The organism is Paraburkholderia sp. JHI869 (assembly GCF_038900775.1).
GTDB lineage: Bacteria > Pseudomonadota > Gammaproteobacteria > Burkholderiales > Burkholderiaceae > Paraburkholderia.
The window spans coordinates 24,469-40,272 of sequence record NZ_JAYMSC010000039.1; the positions used below are offsets into that span (position 1 = coordinate 24,469).

14 protein-coding genes are annotated in these 15,804 nt (G+C 61.6%); 5 read left to right on the forward strand and 9 right to left on the reverse strand.

Features of this window, described 5'->3' with window-relative positions; genetic code table 11:
- Window positions 1–83 precede the first annotated feature (83 nt).
- The gene (locus VSR72_RS38125; RefSeq protein WP_342957380.1) at window positions 84–2,033 is read right to left on the reverse strand and encodes a M48 family metallopeptidase; all 1,950 of its coding nucleotides are present in this window, start codon (window positions 2,031–2,033) and stop codon (window positions 84–86) included.
- Between the two features lie 52 nt (window positions 2,034–2,085).
- Window positions 2,086–2,685 carry a LemA family protein gene (locus VSR72_RS38130; protein ID WP_342957381.1) on the reverse strand — a complete coding sequence of 200 codons (600 nt, stop codon included), beginning with the start codon at window positions 2,683–2,685 and terminating at the stop codon, window positions 2,086–2,088.
- Window positions 2,686–3,565: 880 nt separating this feature from the next.
- Between VSR72_RS38130 and VSR72_RS38135 the strand changes: the two genes are divergently transcribed.
- A complete protein-coding gene (locus tag VSR72_RS38135) occupies window positions 3,566–4,417 on the forward strand; it encodes a hypothetical protein (RefSeq protein WP_342957382.1) in 852 nt (283 codons plus the stop codon).
- Between the two features lie 7 nt (window positions 4,418–4,424).
- On the opposite strand, the gene VSR72_RS38140 is transcribed toward VSR72_RS38135, so the two are convergent.
- Window positions 4,425–5,390, reverse strand: a complete 966-nt coding sequence (locus VSR72_RS38140; RefSeq protein ID WP_342957383.1) for a LysR family transcriptional regulator — start codon at window positions 5,388–5,390, stop codon at window positions 4,425–4,427.
- A 106-nt stretch (window positions 5,391–5,496) separates the two neighbouring features.
- Between VSR72_RS38140 and VSR72_RS38145 the strand changes: the two genes are divergently transcribed.
- Window positions 5,497–6,231 carry an SDR family oxidoreductase gene (locus VSR72_RS38145; RefSeq protein WP_342957384.1) on the forward strand — a complete coding sequence of 245 codons (735 nt, stop codon included), beginning with the start codon at window positions 5,497–5,499 and terminating at the stop codon, window positions 6,229–6,231.
- A gap of 71 nt (window positions 6,232–6,302) precedes the next feature.
- Complete coding sequence (locus VSR72_RS38150; protein ID WP_342957385.1) at window positions 6,303–6,902, forward strand: NADPH-dependent F420 reductase; 600 nt, start codon at window positions 6,303–6,305, stop codon at window positions 6,900–6,902.
- 171 nt (window positions 6,903–7,073) lie between these two features.
- Here VSR72_RS38150 and VSR72_RS38155 read toward each other — a convergent pair whose 3' ends face one another.
- The 3 genes from VSR72_RS38155 to VSR72_RS38165 form a co-directional block, all read right to left on the reverse strand.
- A complete protein-coding gene (locus tag VSR72_RS38155) occupies window positions 7,074–7,376 on the reverse strand; it encodes a hypothetical protein (protein WP_342957386.1) in 303 nt (100 codons plus the stop codon).
- A 172-nt stretch (window positions 7,377–7,548) separates the two neighbouring features.
- Window positions 7,549–7,716: a hypothetical protein gene (locus tag VSR72_RS38160; protein WP_342957387.1), complete on the reverse strand. Its 168-nt coding sequence runs from the start codon at window positions 7,714–7,716 to the stop codon at window positions 7,549–7,551.
- Window positions 7,717–7,956: 240 nt separating this feature from the next.
- Entirely contained in the window at window positions 7,957–8,505 is a 549-nt protein-coding gene (locus VSR72_RS38165) for a carboxymuconolactone decarboxylase family protein (protein ID WP_342957388.1), read from the reverse strand.
- A 68-nt stretch (window positions 8,506–8,573) separates the two neighbouring features.
- Here VSR72_RS38165 and VSR72_RS38170 point away from each other — a divergent pair, with 68 nt between their 5' ends.
- Window positions 8,574–8,885: a hypothetical protein gene (locus VSR72_RS38170; RefSeq protein ID WP_342957389.1), complete on the forward strand. Its 312-nt coding sequence runs from the start codon at window positions 8,574–8,576 to the stop codon at window positions 8,883–8,885.
- Window positions 8,886–9,121: 236 nt separating this feature from the next.
- Here the strand turns inward: VSR72_RS38170 and VSR72_RS38175 are convergent, their stop codons facing one another.
- Window positions 9,122–10,588, reverse strand: a complete 1,467-nt coding sequence (locus VSR72_RS38175) for an amidohydrolase family protein (protein WP_342957390.1) — start codon at window positions 10,586–10,588, stop codon at window positions 9,122–9,124.
- 901 nt (window positions 10,589–11,489) lie between these two features.
- Here VSR72_RS38175 and katG point away from each other — a divergent pair.
- A complete protein-coding gene (gene katG / locus VSR72_RS38180) occupies window positions 11,490–13,670 on the forward strand; it encodes a catalase/peroxidase HPI (RefSeq protein ID WP_342957391.1) in 2,181 nt (726 codons plus the stop codon).
- A 442-nt stretch (window positions 13,671–14,112) separates the two neighbouring features.
- On the opposite strand, the gene VSR72_RS38185 is transcribed toward katG, so the two are convergent.
- Both VSR72_RS38185 and VSR72_RS38190 read right to left on the reverse strand, forming a co-directional pair.
- A complete protein-coding gene (locus VSR72_RS38185) occupies window positions 14,113–14,895 on the reverse strand; it encodes an amino acid ABC transporter permease (RefSeq protein ID WP_342957392.1) in 783 nt (260 codons plus the stop codon).
- Window positions 14,896–14,997: 102 nt separating this feature from the next.
- Window positions 14,998–15,711, reverse strand: a complete 714-nt coding sequence (locus VSR72_RS38190; protein WP_342957423.1) for a basic amino acid ABC transporter substrate-binding protein — start codon at window positions 15,709–15,711, stop codon at window positions 14,998–15,000.
- Between the last annotated feature and the right edge of the window lie 93 nt (window positions 15,712–15,804).

Genomic DNA, 15,804 nt, shown 5'->3' on the forward strand with positions numbered 1-15,804 from the left:
GGGATGCTTGCAGCACTCGGGACCACTACGCAAGTTCATTCTGCCGGTAGCATCGGTCGGTGACCGCCTGCCGGCAATGTCGCTCATTGTCCTTGCGTTTCTCCCACGACGAGCGGCGGTAGAGGGCAGTCGAGCGTATCGCAAATGGCGCGAAGCAGCTCCGCTTCACGGACGGTGACTTGCTGGTCCGCCACGATGCAGGCCGCGCAGGCGACGACGATCCGGCGCTTGATGGCCGGGACGGATTGATTGAGCGTTTGCAGCGCCACGTCGAACCCAGTGAGGGAGCATTCCGCGCGGGGCGGCAAGCGGTAGGTGTGGTTGCCGCCAAGATAGCTGCGCATGGCCGTATCGAAGGCAACGGTGGCCTGGTCGGGTTCCGGCTGGCCTTCCCAGGCCAGTAGCGCCAACACCGTCGCGAGCGGCCGCGCCAGTTTTTGCGGTGAGCCGTTCACTGGTCGCGCCTGACGCTGAGGCAGGAACTGGGCGTCGAGATGGCGATGCAGCACGCAGCGGAGCGTGTACTCGAACAGGCTCAGCCACTGGTCGGCAACTATGAGCATCTCAACCTGGGCGCGGAAGGCCCGGTGCTGCTGGGGCGACATCTGCCGCAGGGCTGGCAGGGCCAGGTCCATGAGGGGTAGCCGATGCGTGTCCGGCAGAGCCTGGGCAGGGGCGACCAGCCGCAAGGTTTCGGCGAAGTCCTGCGGCTCAGCACCGGCCTTCAGCCGGGTCAGCTGGAGTTCCCGCAGGTTCGCCCGCCGATCCATGAGAAGGGCGTAGACCAGGGCGCGAGCACTAAACGGCTCCCGGGCTGCGATCCGGAGCACGTCGGGCATGCCATCGTGCAGCGCCTGGGCGTAGCTGATCGCTTCCGGATCGACCTGTCCGACCCGGGACGCCGCATCGTCGGCGAACCCCAGGACCGGCAACGGAACCTGCGGCAGCCCCGGTAAGGTCGGCATCCCGGCGAACGGCGGGACGCGGCTGGAGCGGGGACCTTCGAGTTCTTCCCGATCGACGCTGACCGGCCGGACCTCCTGGAACTGGCCATCGAACTGGGGATCGAGCCGGCGGATGCGCTCGACGAGGGGCGGATGGGTGGCCAGCAGTCCGGCGAACCCCTTGCCGGCGAAGGCGTTGGCGAAAAACATGTGACCGGCCTCGGCAGCCTGAGGGTTCTCAATGCGCGATCCCTCGGCCAGCCCGCCGATCTTCTTGAGCGCGCCGCCAATGCCGTCGGGGTTGCGCGTGAACTGGACGGCGCTGGCGTCGGCCAGGTACTCGCGCTGCCGGGACACCGCCGCCATGATCAGCCGGCCGAAGAACGCTCCCACCAGGCCCAGCACGAACACGCCCAGGCCCAGCAGGACCATGCCACCTCGGGAATCCTGCCTGCCCGATGAGCGCCCGCGGGATGCGAACATCAGGCTGCGTCCGATGATGGACAACACCATGATCCCGAAGATCAGGCCGATCAGCCGGATGTTGAGCCGCATGTCGCCGTTGAGTATGTGACTGAACTCGTGCGCCACGACGCCCTGCAGTTCGTCGCGCGTCAGGTAGTCGAGGCAGCCCTGGGAGACGGCGACCACGGCATCGCCCGGGGCGTAGCCGGCCGCGAAGGCATTGATGCCGGGCTCATTCAGAACATAAACGGGCGGCACCGGCACGCCCGCGGCGAGGGCCATCTCCTCGACGACGTTGAGCAGCCGCTTCTGCCGCGCGTCGGTGGTCATGCCGGGCACCTCTACGCCGCCCAGCATCAGGGCCACGGCCTGGCCGCCGGACGCGAGCTGTTTCACCTTGAACGCGCTGGCACCGCCGACCACGACGCCCACCCCCGGCGCCGCAAGCAGGAGCAACTCCGGCTGCCACCAGGACACTGGTTCGTGGGCGTCATACATGCTGAACACCACCAGCAGCGCGTACACCAGGGCGATCAGGATCACGATCGCCAGGACAAAATAGACCACCAGCTCGAAGGTCTTGCGTCGTGCCGAATCCTGCTGCTGAAAGAAGTGGGTGGCCATGGTCGGCGTGGCTTTGGGAGCATGAAGCGCGCAGAGCCGTGGCGATTCCGGGTTACCGGAACGACACCTTGGGCACTGCGCGTTCGGCCTCTGCGGTTTCGAGCAACGCGGCCTCCCTGAAACCGAACATGCCGGCCACCATGACAGCCGGGAAGACCTCGCGCCGGATGTTGTACTCGGTAGCGGCGTCGTTGAACGCTTGCCGGGCGAATCCCAGCTTGTTCTCGGTCGAGGTCAGCTCCTCCTGCAGGGCGAGCATGTTCTGGTTGGCCTTGAGGTCCGGGTACGCCTCGGACAGGGCAAAAAGCCGGCCCAAGGTGCCGCCCAGCTGGGCCTCGGCCTGGTTGAGCCCACTTATGGCTGCCGGGTCGCTGGGGTTGGCGGCGACTTTCTGCTCGGCCGCCATCGCGCTGTTGCGCGCCTTGATGACGGCGTCGAGCGTCTCCCTCTCGTGGCTCATGTAGCCCTTGACGGCTTCGACCAGGTTCGGAATCAGGTCGTAGCGGCGTTTGAGTTGCACGTCGATCTGGGCGAAGGCGTTCGCGAAGCGGTTCCGGGCGACCACCAATCCGTTGTAGGTGCCCATGAGCCAGAGCGCGAGCAGCAACCCGATGCCAAGGAGCACAAGCAGGGTGATGATGACGGGACTCATTCGCCGTGACCTCCGCCGAGAGGACTGCAGGTTTGGTCCATCGCGCGACGACTGACACAAGACTTGTCCAGCCGTGGTCGCGTGCGATTTGCCGGACTCGGCGTTTACCCAGTTCGTCGGGATCCGTGACGCGAATCTACCACCTCCTGGAAACTTCTGATGGATGCATGCACATTCACTGCAGGAGCAGCAATTCCTCGTGGCTCCGCTGATCGTGGCCGACGCGGAGCGGGCAGGGCGACTTTCGCGTCGCACGACAGCAGTCACACACCGGCTTCAACCTGTCCACGGATCCCATCGAACCTATACTTGCTATTTATAGCCGAGTCCTGCCATGGCTAATTCAGATACTGCGAACGTAATTATCCGGCGATCGCGGTGCTCGCCGGGATCGTGCTCGACCGGAATCAGAGAACCAAACTCTGTCGACAAGTCTTGGCGATCATGTTCGTCTGCGAGGGACGCAATCGATGTGTGTACTGTAATGAACTCATTGATTAGGAATACGAACATTGGTTTCGTTAGAATATTTTAGTCAAGAAGACCGGAAAATAAGAACTTTTGTGAGACCGGACTTTCGCAGTAAAGCGTCACAGTCAATCTGTCGATCGACGTCGGCCGCATTCCCCGCTCAAAGCGAAAGTCAAAAAAACAACAAGTTGCCGGGCTTCGCATGCATTTTCATACGCAACTTCTACGCTCGCCGAAGCGCCACTCTTCATCCGATACATCCGTTGGGTACGACTTGCGTTTTGTCATCCAGCCGGGATACCAGGTCCGTCCCGAAGTGCCTAACATTCTCTAGAATGACGAGGCATGGTATTGCGCAATTCGTTTGAAAACGTCGCAATTCCTCCCCATTAGCCGGTGCGGAGCCACGATGATCTGGATGATCGACCTCGTCGCGCAGCTTCCCGATTTCGCCATCGTCGCCACCGCGGCGATTTCAACCGCGCTGGTCGCGCTCGCCATCGCGGCCATCGTGAGATTGATGCTCAAGCGGTCGGGCCGCGAAGATCTGCGGGGCACCGTGGCCGACGTCGTGCATGGCAGCCTGCTCGCACTCATCGTGTTCGTGCTCGCTCATGTGCTTTCCGATGTTCGCTCGAACGTCGACAAGGCCGAGGACCAGACGCTGCGCGAAGCGTCTTTCGTCTCGCGGCTCGACCGGCAGTTGCGCACGATCGGCGGCGCCAATTCCGATGCCGCGCGCGAGGCGTTGCGGCGCTATGTGAGCAGCGTGACCGGCGACGACTGGCGCGCGCTCGCCGCAGCGCGCCCCGAGCTTTCGCCGCGCACGGGCGCGGCGCTCAACCAGTTGATCGAAGCGACGGAGCGCGTGGCGGCCCAGGTGCCCGTGAGGGCCGAACTGCTCGAAACGTCGCTGCGCGAGATCGAGGACATGCGCCAGTTGCGGCTCGAAAGCGCCACGCACACTGTGCCGCGAATCTTCTGGTGGGTCATTTGGGCGGTCATCGCGGGCGCCATGGCCATGAACGGCCGCTTCGCGCTCACGCCGGTCACCATGGCGATCATCGCGCTTCATATGGCGGTCATCGGCATGGTTGTCGCGCTGATCGTGATTCTCGACGAGCCCTATCGTGGGCAGAGCGCCGTCTCGCCCGCTCCGCTGGAAAAGGCGGTCGGGCTGCGGGTGTCGACGTCCGGCGCTCAAGTCTGGCCCCAAGCTGCCGCAATAGAAGGCCTCGGAATATTCTCGATGCCGTCCTGATTCTCGCTCACGCACGGCGGGGCTTCTGGCTTTTCTTGCCTTTGCGTGAGACGGAGCGCTGCCCGGCAGTCTTCGGGCCGCGCTGAGGATTGCCAAGAAGCTCAACAAGCAGTATCTCGCATTCGGAAAGCGAGTACCCGCGCCGCTGCGAGATCATGAACGTGAGAGGACGCATGTGCCATGCGCGCCTTTGGAGTTCGACAAGTGTTCCATTCTCGAGGTCTTCCGCAACCAAATGACGCGGCATGTGCCCCCAGCATAAGCCTCCCCTGAGCAGATCGTGTTTCGCTCCAAGGTCATTCACCCACCACTGGCGTTCACCGACAACCCCCTGCTGCGTTTTTTCTGCATCGGGCTGATTGTCGGTCACGACAAGCTGGATATGCCGGCCAAATTCCTCCCGCGAAATCGGTCCCGTAATGGCGGCAAGCGCATGAGATGGCGCACAGACAGTCACCATTTGTGCTTCACATAAATGCTGCCGCTCGATGGTCCCCGTGCTCTGCTCCGGCACGTCGGTGATCGTCACTGCCAATGCGCACGTGCCTTCGAGAACCAGGCGCTCGCCGCCCTGCATGGTCGTCATGCGCAGGTTAATTGCAACCGTTGGAAAGTCCGCTTGCAGGCTGCGCAGGCATTCAATGAGGTGTGCGCGCGGAAAGTAGGTATCCACGGCAATCGAGGCTTGTGGTACGCCGGCTTCAGCAATCGACGCTGCGCGCGTCTTCATCTCCTCGGTGCGTGAGATCACCCCACGAGCATCAGGCAGGAGGCTGCGGCCCGCCGCCGTTAGCGTCGCTTTTCGGGTATTGCGCTCGAACAGCACAACATCAAAAGCGCTCTCCAGCGCCTTGATCGCATGACTGATCGCCGACTGCGCACGTCTGAGCTCCTGTGCGGCTCCGGAAAAGCTTCCGTAGTCGCACACGGCAACGAAGGTCCGAAGCTGGTTGATGGTGACGTTATCGAGCATGGGTATCTAAAGAGTAGATGGTATATATGCATATTTCGTCAATTGTCTTCATAAATCAAGCGCGCCAGAATCGGGTTTCTTGTTTTCGTTTCGAAGGATGCATGACATGAACAGATTGAATGGAAAGACTGCTGTGATTACCGGCGGCGCCACCGGCATCGGCCGCGCTGCGGCAATGCGCTTTATCCAAGAAGGCGCCTTCGTCTTCATCTTTGGCCGCCGGCAGGAAGCGCTCGACGCCGTTTTGGCCGAACTTGGGCCCAATGCCCGCGCGGTGAAGGGCTCGGTCACCGATCAGACCGACCTCGATCGACTCTACGCGGCGGTGAAGGCCGAGCGCGGAACCCTCGACATCGTCTTCGCCAACGCTGGAACGGGAAGCCCGCTTCCGCTCGGCGAGATCACCGCTGGGCACATTGACGAAGCCTTCGATACCAATGTGAAGGGTACGATTTTCACGGTCCAGAAGGCACTACCGCTGATGGGCGAAGGCGGTTCGATCATTTTGACCGGATCGAGCGCCGGTTCCACCGGAGCCCCGGCAATGAGCGCTTACAGCGCGAGCAAGGCCGCCGTGCGCAACCTCGCGCGGACCTGGGCGGAAGATCTGAAGGGCACCGGCATCCGGGTGAACGTGCTGTCGCCTGGGGCAACAGCGACCGACCTCGCGAAGCAAGCACTTGGCGAGGAGGGCCAGAAAATCTTCGCCTCGATGACGCCGCTCCAGCGCATGGCTGATCCGGCGGAGATTGGAGCGGCGGCTGCCTTTCTCGCGTCGCCGGACAGCAGCTTCATGACCGCCAGCGAACTTGCCGTTGACGGCGGCCTTGCGCAACTTTGACCCGCTGCGCCCTATGGCGCTCCATCCGATTATTAGGGGCGCTGTAGTGGTGCTCAACTAAAGGAAAACATATGAGTTACGCAATGATCGGCTTCGGCAAGATTGGCCAGGCCCTTGCTAGGGCGTTCGCCCGAAGCGGCATCGAGATTTCCGTGGCAACCACTCGCGACCCGGAAAGCTTTGCATCCGATGCCGCAGCGATCGGACCGCAGATCATTCCCACCACACTGGCGGAAGCCGTCAAGGCAGACGTCATCTTACTGGCTGTCCGTTTCGAGTCGCACCCGGATGTCGCGAAGACGCTTCCCACCTGGCAGGGAAAGACCATTGTCGATGTGACCAATGCCTACGGCGTGATCCCGGAGGAATTGGGAGGACTGCCTCCTTCCAGGTTCGTTGCGCAGGCCTTCAGAGGCGGTAGACTGGTTAAGGGCTTCAATCATTTGGCCGCTGCCATCCTTGCCGGGAATCCGGCCGTAAATGGCGGCCGAAGAGTCGTGTTCCTGGCGAGCGACGATGACGGCGCCGCGGCAGAGATTGGTATGCTTGCGGAAAAGCTCGGTTTCTCGCCGATCCAACTTGGCGGCCTTTCCGAAGGTGGGTTGCTCGTCCAGGCACGCGGGAATAGCTGGGGTCAACTGATCTTCAAGGACTTGGTCAACTTCGGCTGATGAATGGCCGGAATCGTGCAGAGGACAGAGGGCGCCAGCGTCGGCGCGAACTGTTCGCCGGGAAAGTTGGCTGCCGAGATCGCCAACGCAATAGGTGGAAGGCGCGAGGCCGTGGAAATCAAATTTCGGCTTCGCCCGCGGTTGCCGGGTTGCCACGCTGCGCACGACGCATTACTCGACGTGGGAACTGCATCGCGTGAGCTTGCGATAGATCTCAAACGCGAGCCCACCGGTCGCCACGATCAATGCGCCACCGATACCCGAGTCGGCGCGCGCCATGACCTCGGTGAGATAGATCGCGGCTCCGGCTATCAGGGGATGAAAGAGCGCCTTATGGTGAAGTTCACCCGCTTGAACTCTCCAATGTATAGACCGTAGTCGGACAGCCCGCGCAATACCTTTCCACTTGATACCGAGGGCGATTTTCTCGCTGATGCGTTGCAATGTTTCGCATATCTGATTTCGTTTTTCCATGATCGACCGATCGTCCTGTCTAGCTAATGCATCGTCCGTTTTCCTCTTTGCCGAGGATGTAGGCGAAGCATAGCGATCGCATGAGCGCGATTCAATTACTTCACGGGTAATCGAAAATCTTCGATGCTACGTGTGCGACGCTGATTTGTCGAAGGCGCGAGCGCGGTTTGACTCAGTCGGCCATCACTCCGACATGCACCGAATCTTCGTAAGCCTGTGATAGCAGATCCTCAGTTCCGAAGAAATCGTTGGCACTTTCGTTCAGCCGGGTGCGGTCCAGCCCTCCATCGCGGTTACACGAAAAGATGGATTTGTAGGAGAACGAAGATTCGCCGTTCATGACTGAGTCCTATCCTTTAACGATCGCCTCTGCCGCCTGGCATCGGAGCGCACGATTACCCCACGCGAATCGCGTGAGGTCTTCCGCCACGTGCCACGAGCCTGCGCACATGGTTGGTCGGTCTATGCCCTGGTTTAGAGAAACCGGAAGATCAAAGACCCTTTCCCAACGGGGAAAGGGCTTGAACAAGGCATTCTGCGGCGGCGGGTCTAGGTGGTACTCCCGCCGCTCAAACTCACTTCAAGCCTTCCACGCGTAGGGCTGGAAGAGTTCTTCGAGAGGCGGCTGGGTGACGCTTGCGGTGTAGTTTGTGATCGTCGAGGCGGCAATCACGAGGATGACGTCGAGCACGAGCGCCTGATCGAAGCCAGCCTCGGTGAACGCAGCGATGTCGTGATCGTCGACCTGGCCGCGCTTTTCGATCAGCGTGCGTGCGAGTCGCGACAGCGCCGCAAGCTCGGGGTCCTGCGGGAGGCGGCGTTCGCGGATCGCCTGCACGTCGGCCTCGCCCAGACCTTCCTTGAGCCCGAGGAACGAGTGGAATGCGACCGGCCAGGTGGCGCCATTGGTCACCGCATTGGTGAGCAGCAGCGTCTGGACGTGCGCTTCGGAAAGGTTGCCGCCATGCGCCTGCTGAAACAGGCCGACGAGGCCATTGATCAGTTTCGGCGAGCCGGCAATTGCGCCAGCGATATTGGGCACCATGCCGAAGGCGTGGGCGAGCCCGTTGAGCGCGGGCTTCGATTGTTCAGGGGCGGAGTCGAGTGTATAGATGGGGAAGTGAGCCACGATATTTCCTGGAGAGTTGGCGGTATCGCCGAGATCGATCAGGCGACAAGCACACCTTAGTGAGAGACATGAGCCTCGCCAATTACATGGCAGGTAATAAGCGAGACCAGTCATGCGCGGGCCGCGTCGAGCAGGGCGATGTGCCGAGCCTCGGATTCGTCGTCTGCGGGAAGCAGCGGAAATTATCGATACGTGGCGATTTCGAGCAATTACGTCGCATGCAATGCATCATTGCAGCGCGCCAACTGGCGACCGTTCACGAGAAAGCGTGCGGTCATCAACTTGAAAAGTGGCGGATAGGGGAAAGGCGCACTCCGAGATACGTTAGCGAACGGTTTGTTGGCGTGTGGCCCGCCCTGATCGTGGATCACCCAGGCTGATCTCCACGCCGTAGTTCACTGCGCAATGGGACCGAACGCCTTCTTTGGACGTCGTTTTCATGACTGGATCTTAACGTCGCTTCCATTTTTCGCCGTCGAAGCGCAAGGTGCAGGCAGCGTTGTTTTCGGTCGGCAGCTGGAAGGGCCGGATCTTGGTGGACACGACCAACCGCGTTGCCAGCATTCCGCCTCTGTCGCCTAAGCCGTCACCTGGTCAACAACCTGTGGAGGCAGGTCTAGGTCTGCATGGCATCTTTATAGATGCGCCCATCCTTCATGATCAGCTTCAGGTTCTTGTCGGGATCGGCGAGCAGTCCCACATTGTCGAGCGGGTTGCCACCGACGACCAGCAAATCGGCCCATGCGCCCCGCTCAAGCACCCCCAGTTTGGCGGGATAGGGGTTGCGCTCGCCGGAGAGCGCAAGCAACTCCCCGTTTCGCCCCGTTACCATCTGCAAAATTTCGGAGCCGTTATACCAGCGCGTCATATTGCCAATCATCAAACCCTGGCGTGCCGCCACCGCCGGCGAGAAGATCAGGTCGGTCCCGAACGCCACCTTGAGTCCATGCTTGCGTGCGAGGTTGTACATGTTGTTGGTCCCCACGATGACCTCCCGGAACTTGTCGAGGATCGGTCCCGCCAGCGGCCCGACGTCGTCTTCGTTCACGAATGGCTGGGTACTTAACCATGTCCCGTTCTTCGCCATGATCTCGGCTGCATGATCGTCCATCAGATGACCATGTTCGATACATTGCGCGCCTGCTGCCACCGCTCGCTTCACGGCTTCTGACGTGTACGCATGGACGGCCACATAGGTCCCCCAATCGCTCGCGGTTTCGACGGCTGCTCGCAGTTGCTGCTCTGTGAAGGTCAGCATGTCGAGCGGACTGCGCGGCGTGGATACGCCGCCGGCTCCCACGATCTTGATCTGCGTTGCGCCCTGCAGGAACTGCTCGCGCACGCGTAACCGCACCTCGTCCGCAGAATCGGCGATCGCATTCGCGCCAGTCCTTTCCTGCGCACTGACTTCGCCCGTCGTACGCGGGATGTCCGTGAGCGGGCGAAAATCGCCATGACCACCTGTCGTCGTGATCATCGCGCCGGACGGATAAATGCGCGGGCCAGGAATCATCCCTGCGTCGATAGCCTGTTTCAGCGCGAATGCCGGGCCGCCCACATCGCGTATCGTCGTGAAACCACGCAGCAACGTACGCTGGGCTTCCGCACTCGCAGCCAGATACACCAGGCCCAGGTCGGCCTGCAAGATCGTCTGGATCGGAAGTGAGGCGAGCATGGCATGCCAGTGCATCTCGATCAACCCTGGCATGATCACCTTGCCGCCACAATCGATTGTGCGGTTCGCGCTGGCAGCGGGCGGCTGGCCTTGCCCCAGCTGTGAGATGCGGCTTCCTTCGACGACGAGAAACATCCCATCGCGCAGGCCGGCAGACTTGCCGTCGAACAGTCGGAAGTTTGTAAACGTGACGGGCTGCGGCGCAGCGGCGGCGGGACTCGCACCCTGCGCCCGAACGAGTTCCGGGAGCACGGCACTTAGCATGGTTGCGCCCATGCCGATCAGGAATCCGCGTCGCGCCAGGTCGGCGTCGATGCGGCGATTCGCATACTGGGCAAGCGCCTTGCTACAGAAGCAGGAATACGTTTGGCTCGCTCGGTTAACGCCGCTGTACTTTCCGGAAGCCATATCCGCCCCCACTTGAGTTGAACACCATGCAAGGAAGTGCTGCTTGCGGCCTTTGAACAGGTAACGGGAACAACCAGCGGACAGTAATGACATTCGTACGGAAGTATGGCAAACAACTAACGCTCGTGCGTTCAAAGCGTCGAACCATCGCTTGCGTAAAAGGTAGCGGCCTGGCGGGTTGAGACGCATCTGAGAAGCGAAACGAGTCCCCACAAATTGCTGTCCTGCGTGCGATGACGGATTTCGCCGCTCCCCCCGGGTGAGTGGCCGATGAAGTAGTGAAAACGGTCCTCGCCGTCCTTATGGACCGGGTGGCGGCAAAGGGTAGGGAGTGTGAGTTCGCAGATGCAGGAAGCCGCCTTTCGGCTGCTCAGTGCCTTCCGTCGGCAAGCCGCTACCTTGCTGACGCAGCAACTAAAGTGTCCCAATGTCCGCTATGGCCGATGAAGGGGCGCTCGTCTTCGACAATTGGATGGCAGCTTACGGAGCTGAGCCGACGCCTGAATGTCCGAGCGGCGACGCTTGCGAGCGACGGTTTGTGGCCGACTTTTGCCAGACGTGTACGCCCGCAACCGCCCCTCAGACGTCGTTCGGTTCCTCGACGCCTCGATGCTCGCATTTGGGGTGCTTCAGACTGTCACGCCGGGCTTGGGTGCCGGGAATATCCGGGCAGGCATGTCGGGTCTGTGCTGCACTGCAATCGCAACCTGTTTTCCCGGGCGCCGCGAAAATCCGGCAGTCTTCGGCGACCGTCAACTTCGGTGTCAAGGGCTATCGCCGCCATAGCGCATCTCAATAAGCTTGTCGAAAGAATGGACTATGCTGGGCTGGCGGGTTGTGCCCGCCTGCATGTCGTGGTGCTGGCATGGCCTTTGAACAACCGTGACCTAGAGAGAGAACGATGCCATCTGAAGCTCAATGCCCGTTCTCGGGCGATGCATCCGTTGCCACACGCGTCGTCGCTGGCACCATGACCAATCAGGATTGGTGGCCCAACCAGCTACGCGTTGACCTTCTGAATCAACATTCCGACAGATCTGATCCGCTTGGTCGGAAATTCAACTACCGCGAGGAGTTCAAGACACTCGATTATGCAGCGCTCAAAGCCGACCTGCGCAAGCTCATGACCGACTCGCAGGAATGGTGGCCGGCCGACTTCGGTCACTACGGCCCGCAATTTATCCGTATGGCCTGGCATGCCGCCGGTACCTATCGCACGGTCGACGGGCGCGGTGGCGCAGGCCGCGGCCAGCAGCGCTTCGCGCCACTGAACTCGTGGCCCGACAACGTCAACATCGACAAGTCGCGACGCCTGCTGTGGCCGATCAAGCAGAAGTACGGCCAGAAAATTTCGTGGGCCGACCTGCTGGTTCTGACGGGTAACGTCGCGCTCGAAACCATGGGCTTCCGCACCTTCGGTTTCGGCGGCGGCCGCGAAGATACCTGGGAGCCGGACAACGACGTGTACTGGGGCGGTGAAACGGCCTGGCTCGCGCTCAGCAACGATCCGGACAATAAGCAGAGCCGTTACTCGGGCAAGCGCGATCTCGATAATCCGCTCGCCGCTGTACAGATGGGGCTGATCTACGTGAACCCCGAAGGCCCGGACGGCAATGGCGACCCGGTTTCGGCTGCGGTCGACATCCGCGAGACCTTCGCCCGCATGGCAATGAACGACGAAGAGACCGTCGCGCTGATCGCCGGCGGTCACTCGTTCGGCAAGACCCACGGCGCGGGACCGGCGGACCACGTGGGCCCCGCTCCGGAAGCGGCTCCGGTCGAACTTCAGGGCCTTGGCTGGGCGAGTACCTACAAGTCGGGCACGGGCGGCGACGCGATCGGCAGCGGCATCGAGGTCACATGGACACAAACGCCCGCGCAATGGAGCAATGCCTTCTTCGAAAATCTCTTCAAGTACGAGTGGGAACAGGAAAGGAGCCCGGCGGGCGCCATCCAGTGGGTCGCCAAGGATGCCGACGCGGTCATCCCCGGGCCGAGGCCCGATTCGCCCAAGCGCAAGCCGACCATGCTCACAACCGACCTGTCGCTGCGCTTCGACCCTGCGTACGAGAAGATCTCGCGGCGCTTTCTCGACGATCCGCAGGCGCTTGCCGAGGCGTTCGCGCGCGCCTGGTTCAAGCTGACTCACCGCGACATGGGCCCAAAGGCACGCTACCTCGGCCCGGAAGTGCCGCGTGAAGACCTGCTCTGGCAAGACCCGCTGCCCGCGGCGACGCACCATCCGGGCGAGGCCGACATCGCCGATCTCAAGGCAAAGATCGCGGCTTCGGGCTTGTCGGCTTCGGAGCTTGTCGCGGCTGCGTGGGCTTCGGCCTCGACCTTCCGTGGCTCGGACAAGCGCGGCGGGGCCAACGGCGCGCGTATCCGGCTCGCGCCTCAGAACGAGTGGGCCGTCAACCAGCCCGTTGCCGGCACGCTGGCGAAGCTGGAAGAGATCCAGAAGGCTTCGGGCAAGGCGTCGCTCGCCGACGTGATCGTGCTGGCCGGTAGCGTCGGCATCGAAATGGCTGCAAAGGCAGGGGGGCTTACGCTCACGGTGCCGTTCGCGCCGGGCCGCGTCGACGCCACCGCCGAGCAGACCGATGCAGTCGCGATGGCTGTTCTTGAACCCGTGGCCGATGGCTTCCGCAACTTCCAGAAGACCAGGTCGCCGGTTCCGGCCGATGCATTGCTGATCGACAAGGCCCAGCTGCTGACCCTGACGGCTCCGGAGATGACCGCGCTGATCGGTGGCCTGCGCGCTATCAACATCAACGCCGACGACAGCAAACACGGTGTCTTCACGAAAACACCGGGCGCGCTCACTAACGACTTCTTTGTCAATCTGCTCGACATGGGTACTGAGTGGAAGCAGGCCGGCGAGATCTACGAAGGCTATGACCGCAAGACGGGCCAGCTCAAGTGGACGGGCACCCGCGTGGACCTCGTGTTCGGCTCGAACTCGATCCTGCGCGCGCTGGCCGAGGTGTACGGCAGTGCCGACAGCAAGGACCGTTTCGTCAGCGACTTCGTGTCCGCGTGGGTCAAGGTGATGAACCTTGACCGCTTTGACCTGGCCTGACAGGAGACGCCAGCGGGCGGCTGCCAGACATGAGCCGCGCGAGCAGTATGCAAAGCCGGAGGTTTGCGCCTCCGGCTTTTTTCAGGTGCGTCCAAAACGCGATCAGCCGGCCGCGCAGCCCCCCATACGCGCAGTCTCTTCAGCGTGCGGTATCGGTACGCGAGCGTTGGGCAACGGGAGAAGCCGCCGGCCAAATGTCCGACTTCAGACCGGCGCGAATGGCGCTTCATGGCAGAGAGCACCAGTTCGACGAGTCTCGACAGACGGACGTTGAAATTGTCGAAGGCAGGCCCGACGCGAGCGGCTGCCCCTGCACGGAGCACCAACCTTACAGGGGCGAAATATCGCCCCTGGCAGTTCGAGTCGCCTCACGTAGGGCCGGCCGTCGCTTAGCGCCCTGAGCCCTGAAGCTGCTGGAAAGTTGTTCGCATGCACATCTTCATCATATTGCGACGCGATCGGTTCGTGCCAGGTGGTCCTCGAGCCTGCGAAGGCCCATTGTCAGTGCCAATGTCATCAGCCAGTACGCCGCGGCGATGGCCAGGTATGGCTCCCAGTAACGGCCGTAGGCGCCCGCCACTGTGCGCGCGGCATAGGCCATCTCACCCAGACCAATCGCCGAGATCAGCGACGTGTCCTTGAGCAGCGAGATCACGTTGTTGCCCAGCGGCGGCAGCATGCGCCGGAACGCCTGTGGGATCACGACGTAACGCATCATCTGTCCATGCGTCATGCCCAGTGACTGTGCCGCCTGCCTCTGGCCGATCGCAATCGACTGAATGCCTGCGCGAAACACTTCCGAGATATACGCGCTGGAGTTCAGGGTTAGCGCCGCTACGCCCGAGATCAGCGCCCCGTGATTCTGCTTCAAGGTACGAGCGAGATCGCCGCTGATCAGCAGCCCATGCACGGGATGGATGAACACCGGCATCACCGCGAAATGCATCAGGAGGATCTGCACGAACAGAGGCGTGCCACGGAAGAAGCTCACATAGGCCGTCGATGGCCAGCGCAGCAGATACTTGCTCGCCGTCCGCCATGGCTCATGTCTCGCATCAGCCAGCCGCGCCAGTGCAAGTACGAGGCCGAGCGCGCACCCCATAACAACGCAGGCGACGGTCGTACCGACCGTGACCAACGCGCCCTCCCAGAAGAGTTGCCTGTACTCCACCAGGATGTCCGGGCGGAACCACCCAAACCACAAGACCGGATTGCTGTCGTCCATGCTTGCTTTCAAAAGATGGGAGGCCGAAGAGCGGCCTGGGGCTATTCTGCGCCGCGGCGCGGGCGGCGCCCGGCGCCCGGCGCACGCGAGCCGATCAGGCGATCACTGCGGCTTGAATTCCTGGTTGAACCACTTCTTATAGATCACGTTGTAGGTGCCGTCGGCGCGGATCGCGGCCAACCCGGCGTTGATCTTGTCAAGCAAGGCCTTGTCGCCCTTTCGCACTACGATTCCGTAGTATTCCTTGGGGAAATTCGCGTCTTCCACAGTCTTGAGGCCCGGAGTCTGCGATACACGGTAAGCAATCACACCGTTGTCGCCAATTGCCGCATCCACACCACCCGAAGCCAGTTCGGAAATTATGAGCGGCGTGCTCTCGAAACGGCGGATATTCGGGTTGGTCTTTCCAACCTCACGGCTCATGACATCGTCAGCTGTGGAACCGCTCACCACCGAGACCTTCTTTCCATCCAGGTCCTTCAGTGACTTCACCGAACTGCTCTTGGGCACCGCAATCAACTGGCGTGCGTCGAAATATGGTGCCGAGAAGTCAAAACTCTGCTTACGCTTATCGTTGATCGTGACACCGGAGATCACCAGGTCCACATCCCCGTTGTTGAGCGAGGCAAAGATACTCGTGAACGGCGTGTTCACGATGCGCAACTTCATATGCTCCTGCTTGGCGATCGCATCGATGATGTCGATGTCAAAGCCGACGATCTGGTTGTCCTTGTTTTGAAACGCGAACGGCGTATAGGTGGCGCTCGAAGCCACAACCAGTTCGCGGTCTTCTGCGTGGGCAGTGGCGGACCACATGGCGCAGGCTGCAACCGAGGCAGCAAGGGTGAGAATGATTTTTTTCACAGCGGCGTCGCCCCGAGTCAAGAAAAGTTGCAAAAGTATATATAG

Coding starts and splice junctions, on each gene's coding strand:
- VSR72_RS38130 (WP_342957381.1), bottom strand. CDS start 2,685: ATGAGTCCCGTCATCATCACCCTGCTTGTGCTCCTTGGCATCGGGTTG.
- VSR72_RS38140 (WP_342957383.1), bottom strand. CDS start 5,390: ATGCTCGATAACGTCACCATCAACCAGCTTCGGACCTTCGTTGCCGTG.
- VSR72_RS38150 (WP_342957385.1), top strand. CDS start 6,303: ATGAGTTACGCAATGATCGGCTTCGGCAAGATTGGCCAGGCCCTTGCT.
- VSR72_RS38160 (WP_342957387.1), bottom strand. CDS start 7,716: ATGAACGGCGAATCTTCGTTCTCCTACAAATCCATCTTTTCGTGTAAC.
- VSR72_RS38145 (WP_342957384.1), top strand. CDS start 5,497: ATGAACAGATTGAATGGAAAGACTGCTGTGATTACCGGCGGCGCCACC.
- VSR72_RS38155 (WP_342957386.1), bottom strand. CDS start 7,376: ATGGAAAAACGAAATCAGATATGCGAAACATTGCAACGCATCAGCGAG.
- VSR72_RS38185 (WP_342957392.1), bottom strand. CDS start 14,895: ATGGACGACAGCAATCCGGTCTTGTGGTTTGGGTGGTTCCGCCCGGAC.
- VSR72_RS38170 (WP_342957389.1), top strand. CDS start 8,574: ATGAGCCTCGCCAATTACATGGCAGGTAATAAGCGAGACCAGTCATGC.
- katG (WP_342957391.1), top strand. CDS start 11,490: ATGCCATCTGAAGCTCAATGCCCGTTCTCGGGCGATGCATCCGTTGCC.
- VSR72_RS38135 (WP_342957382.1), top strand. CDS start 3,566: ATGATCTGGATGATCGACCTCGTCGCGCAGCTTCCCGATTTCGCCATC.
- VSR72_RS38175 (WP_342957390.1), bottom strand. CDS start 10,588: ATGGCTTCCGGAAAGTACAGCGGCGTTAACCGAGCGAGCCAAACGTAT.
- VSR72_RS38125 (WP_342957380.1), bottom strand. CDS start 2,033: ATGGCCACCCACTTCTTTCAGCAGCAGGATTCGGCACGACGCAAGACC.
- VSR72_RS38190 (WP_342957423.1), bottom strand. CDS start 15,711: ATGTGGTCCGCCACTGCCCACGCAGAAGACCGCGAACTGGTTGTGGCT.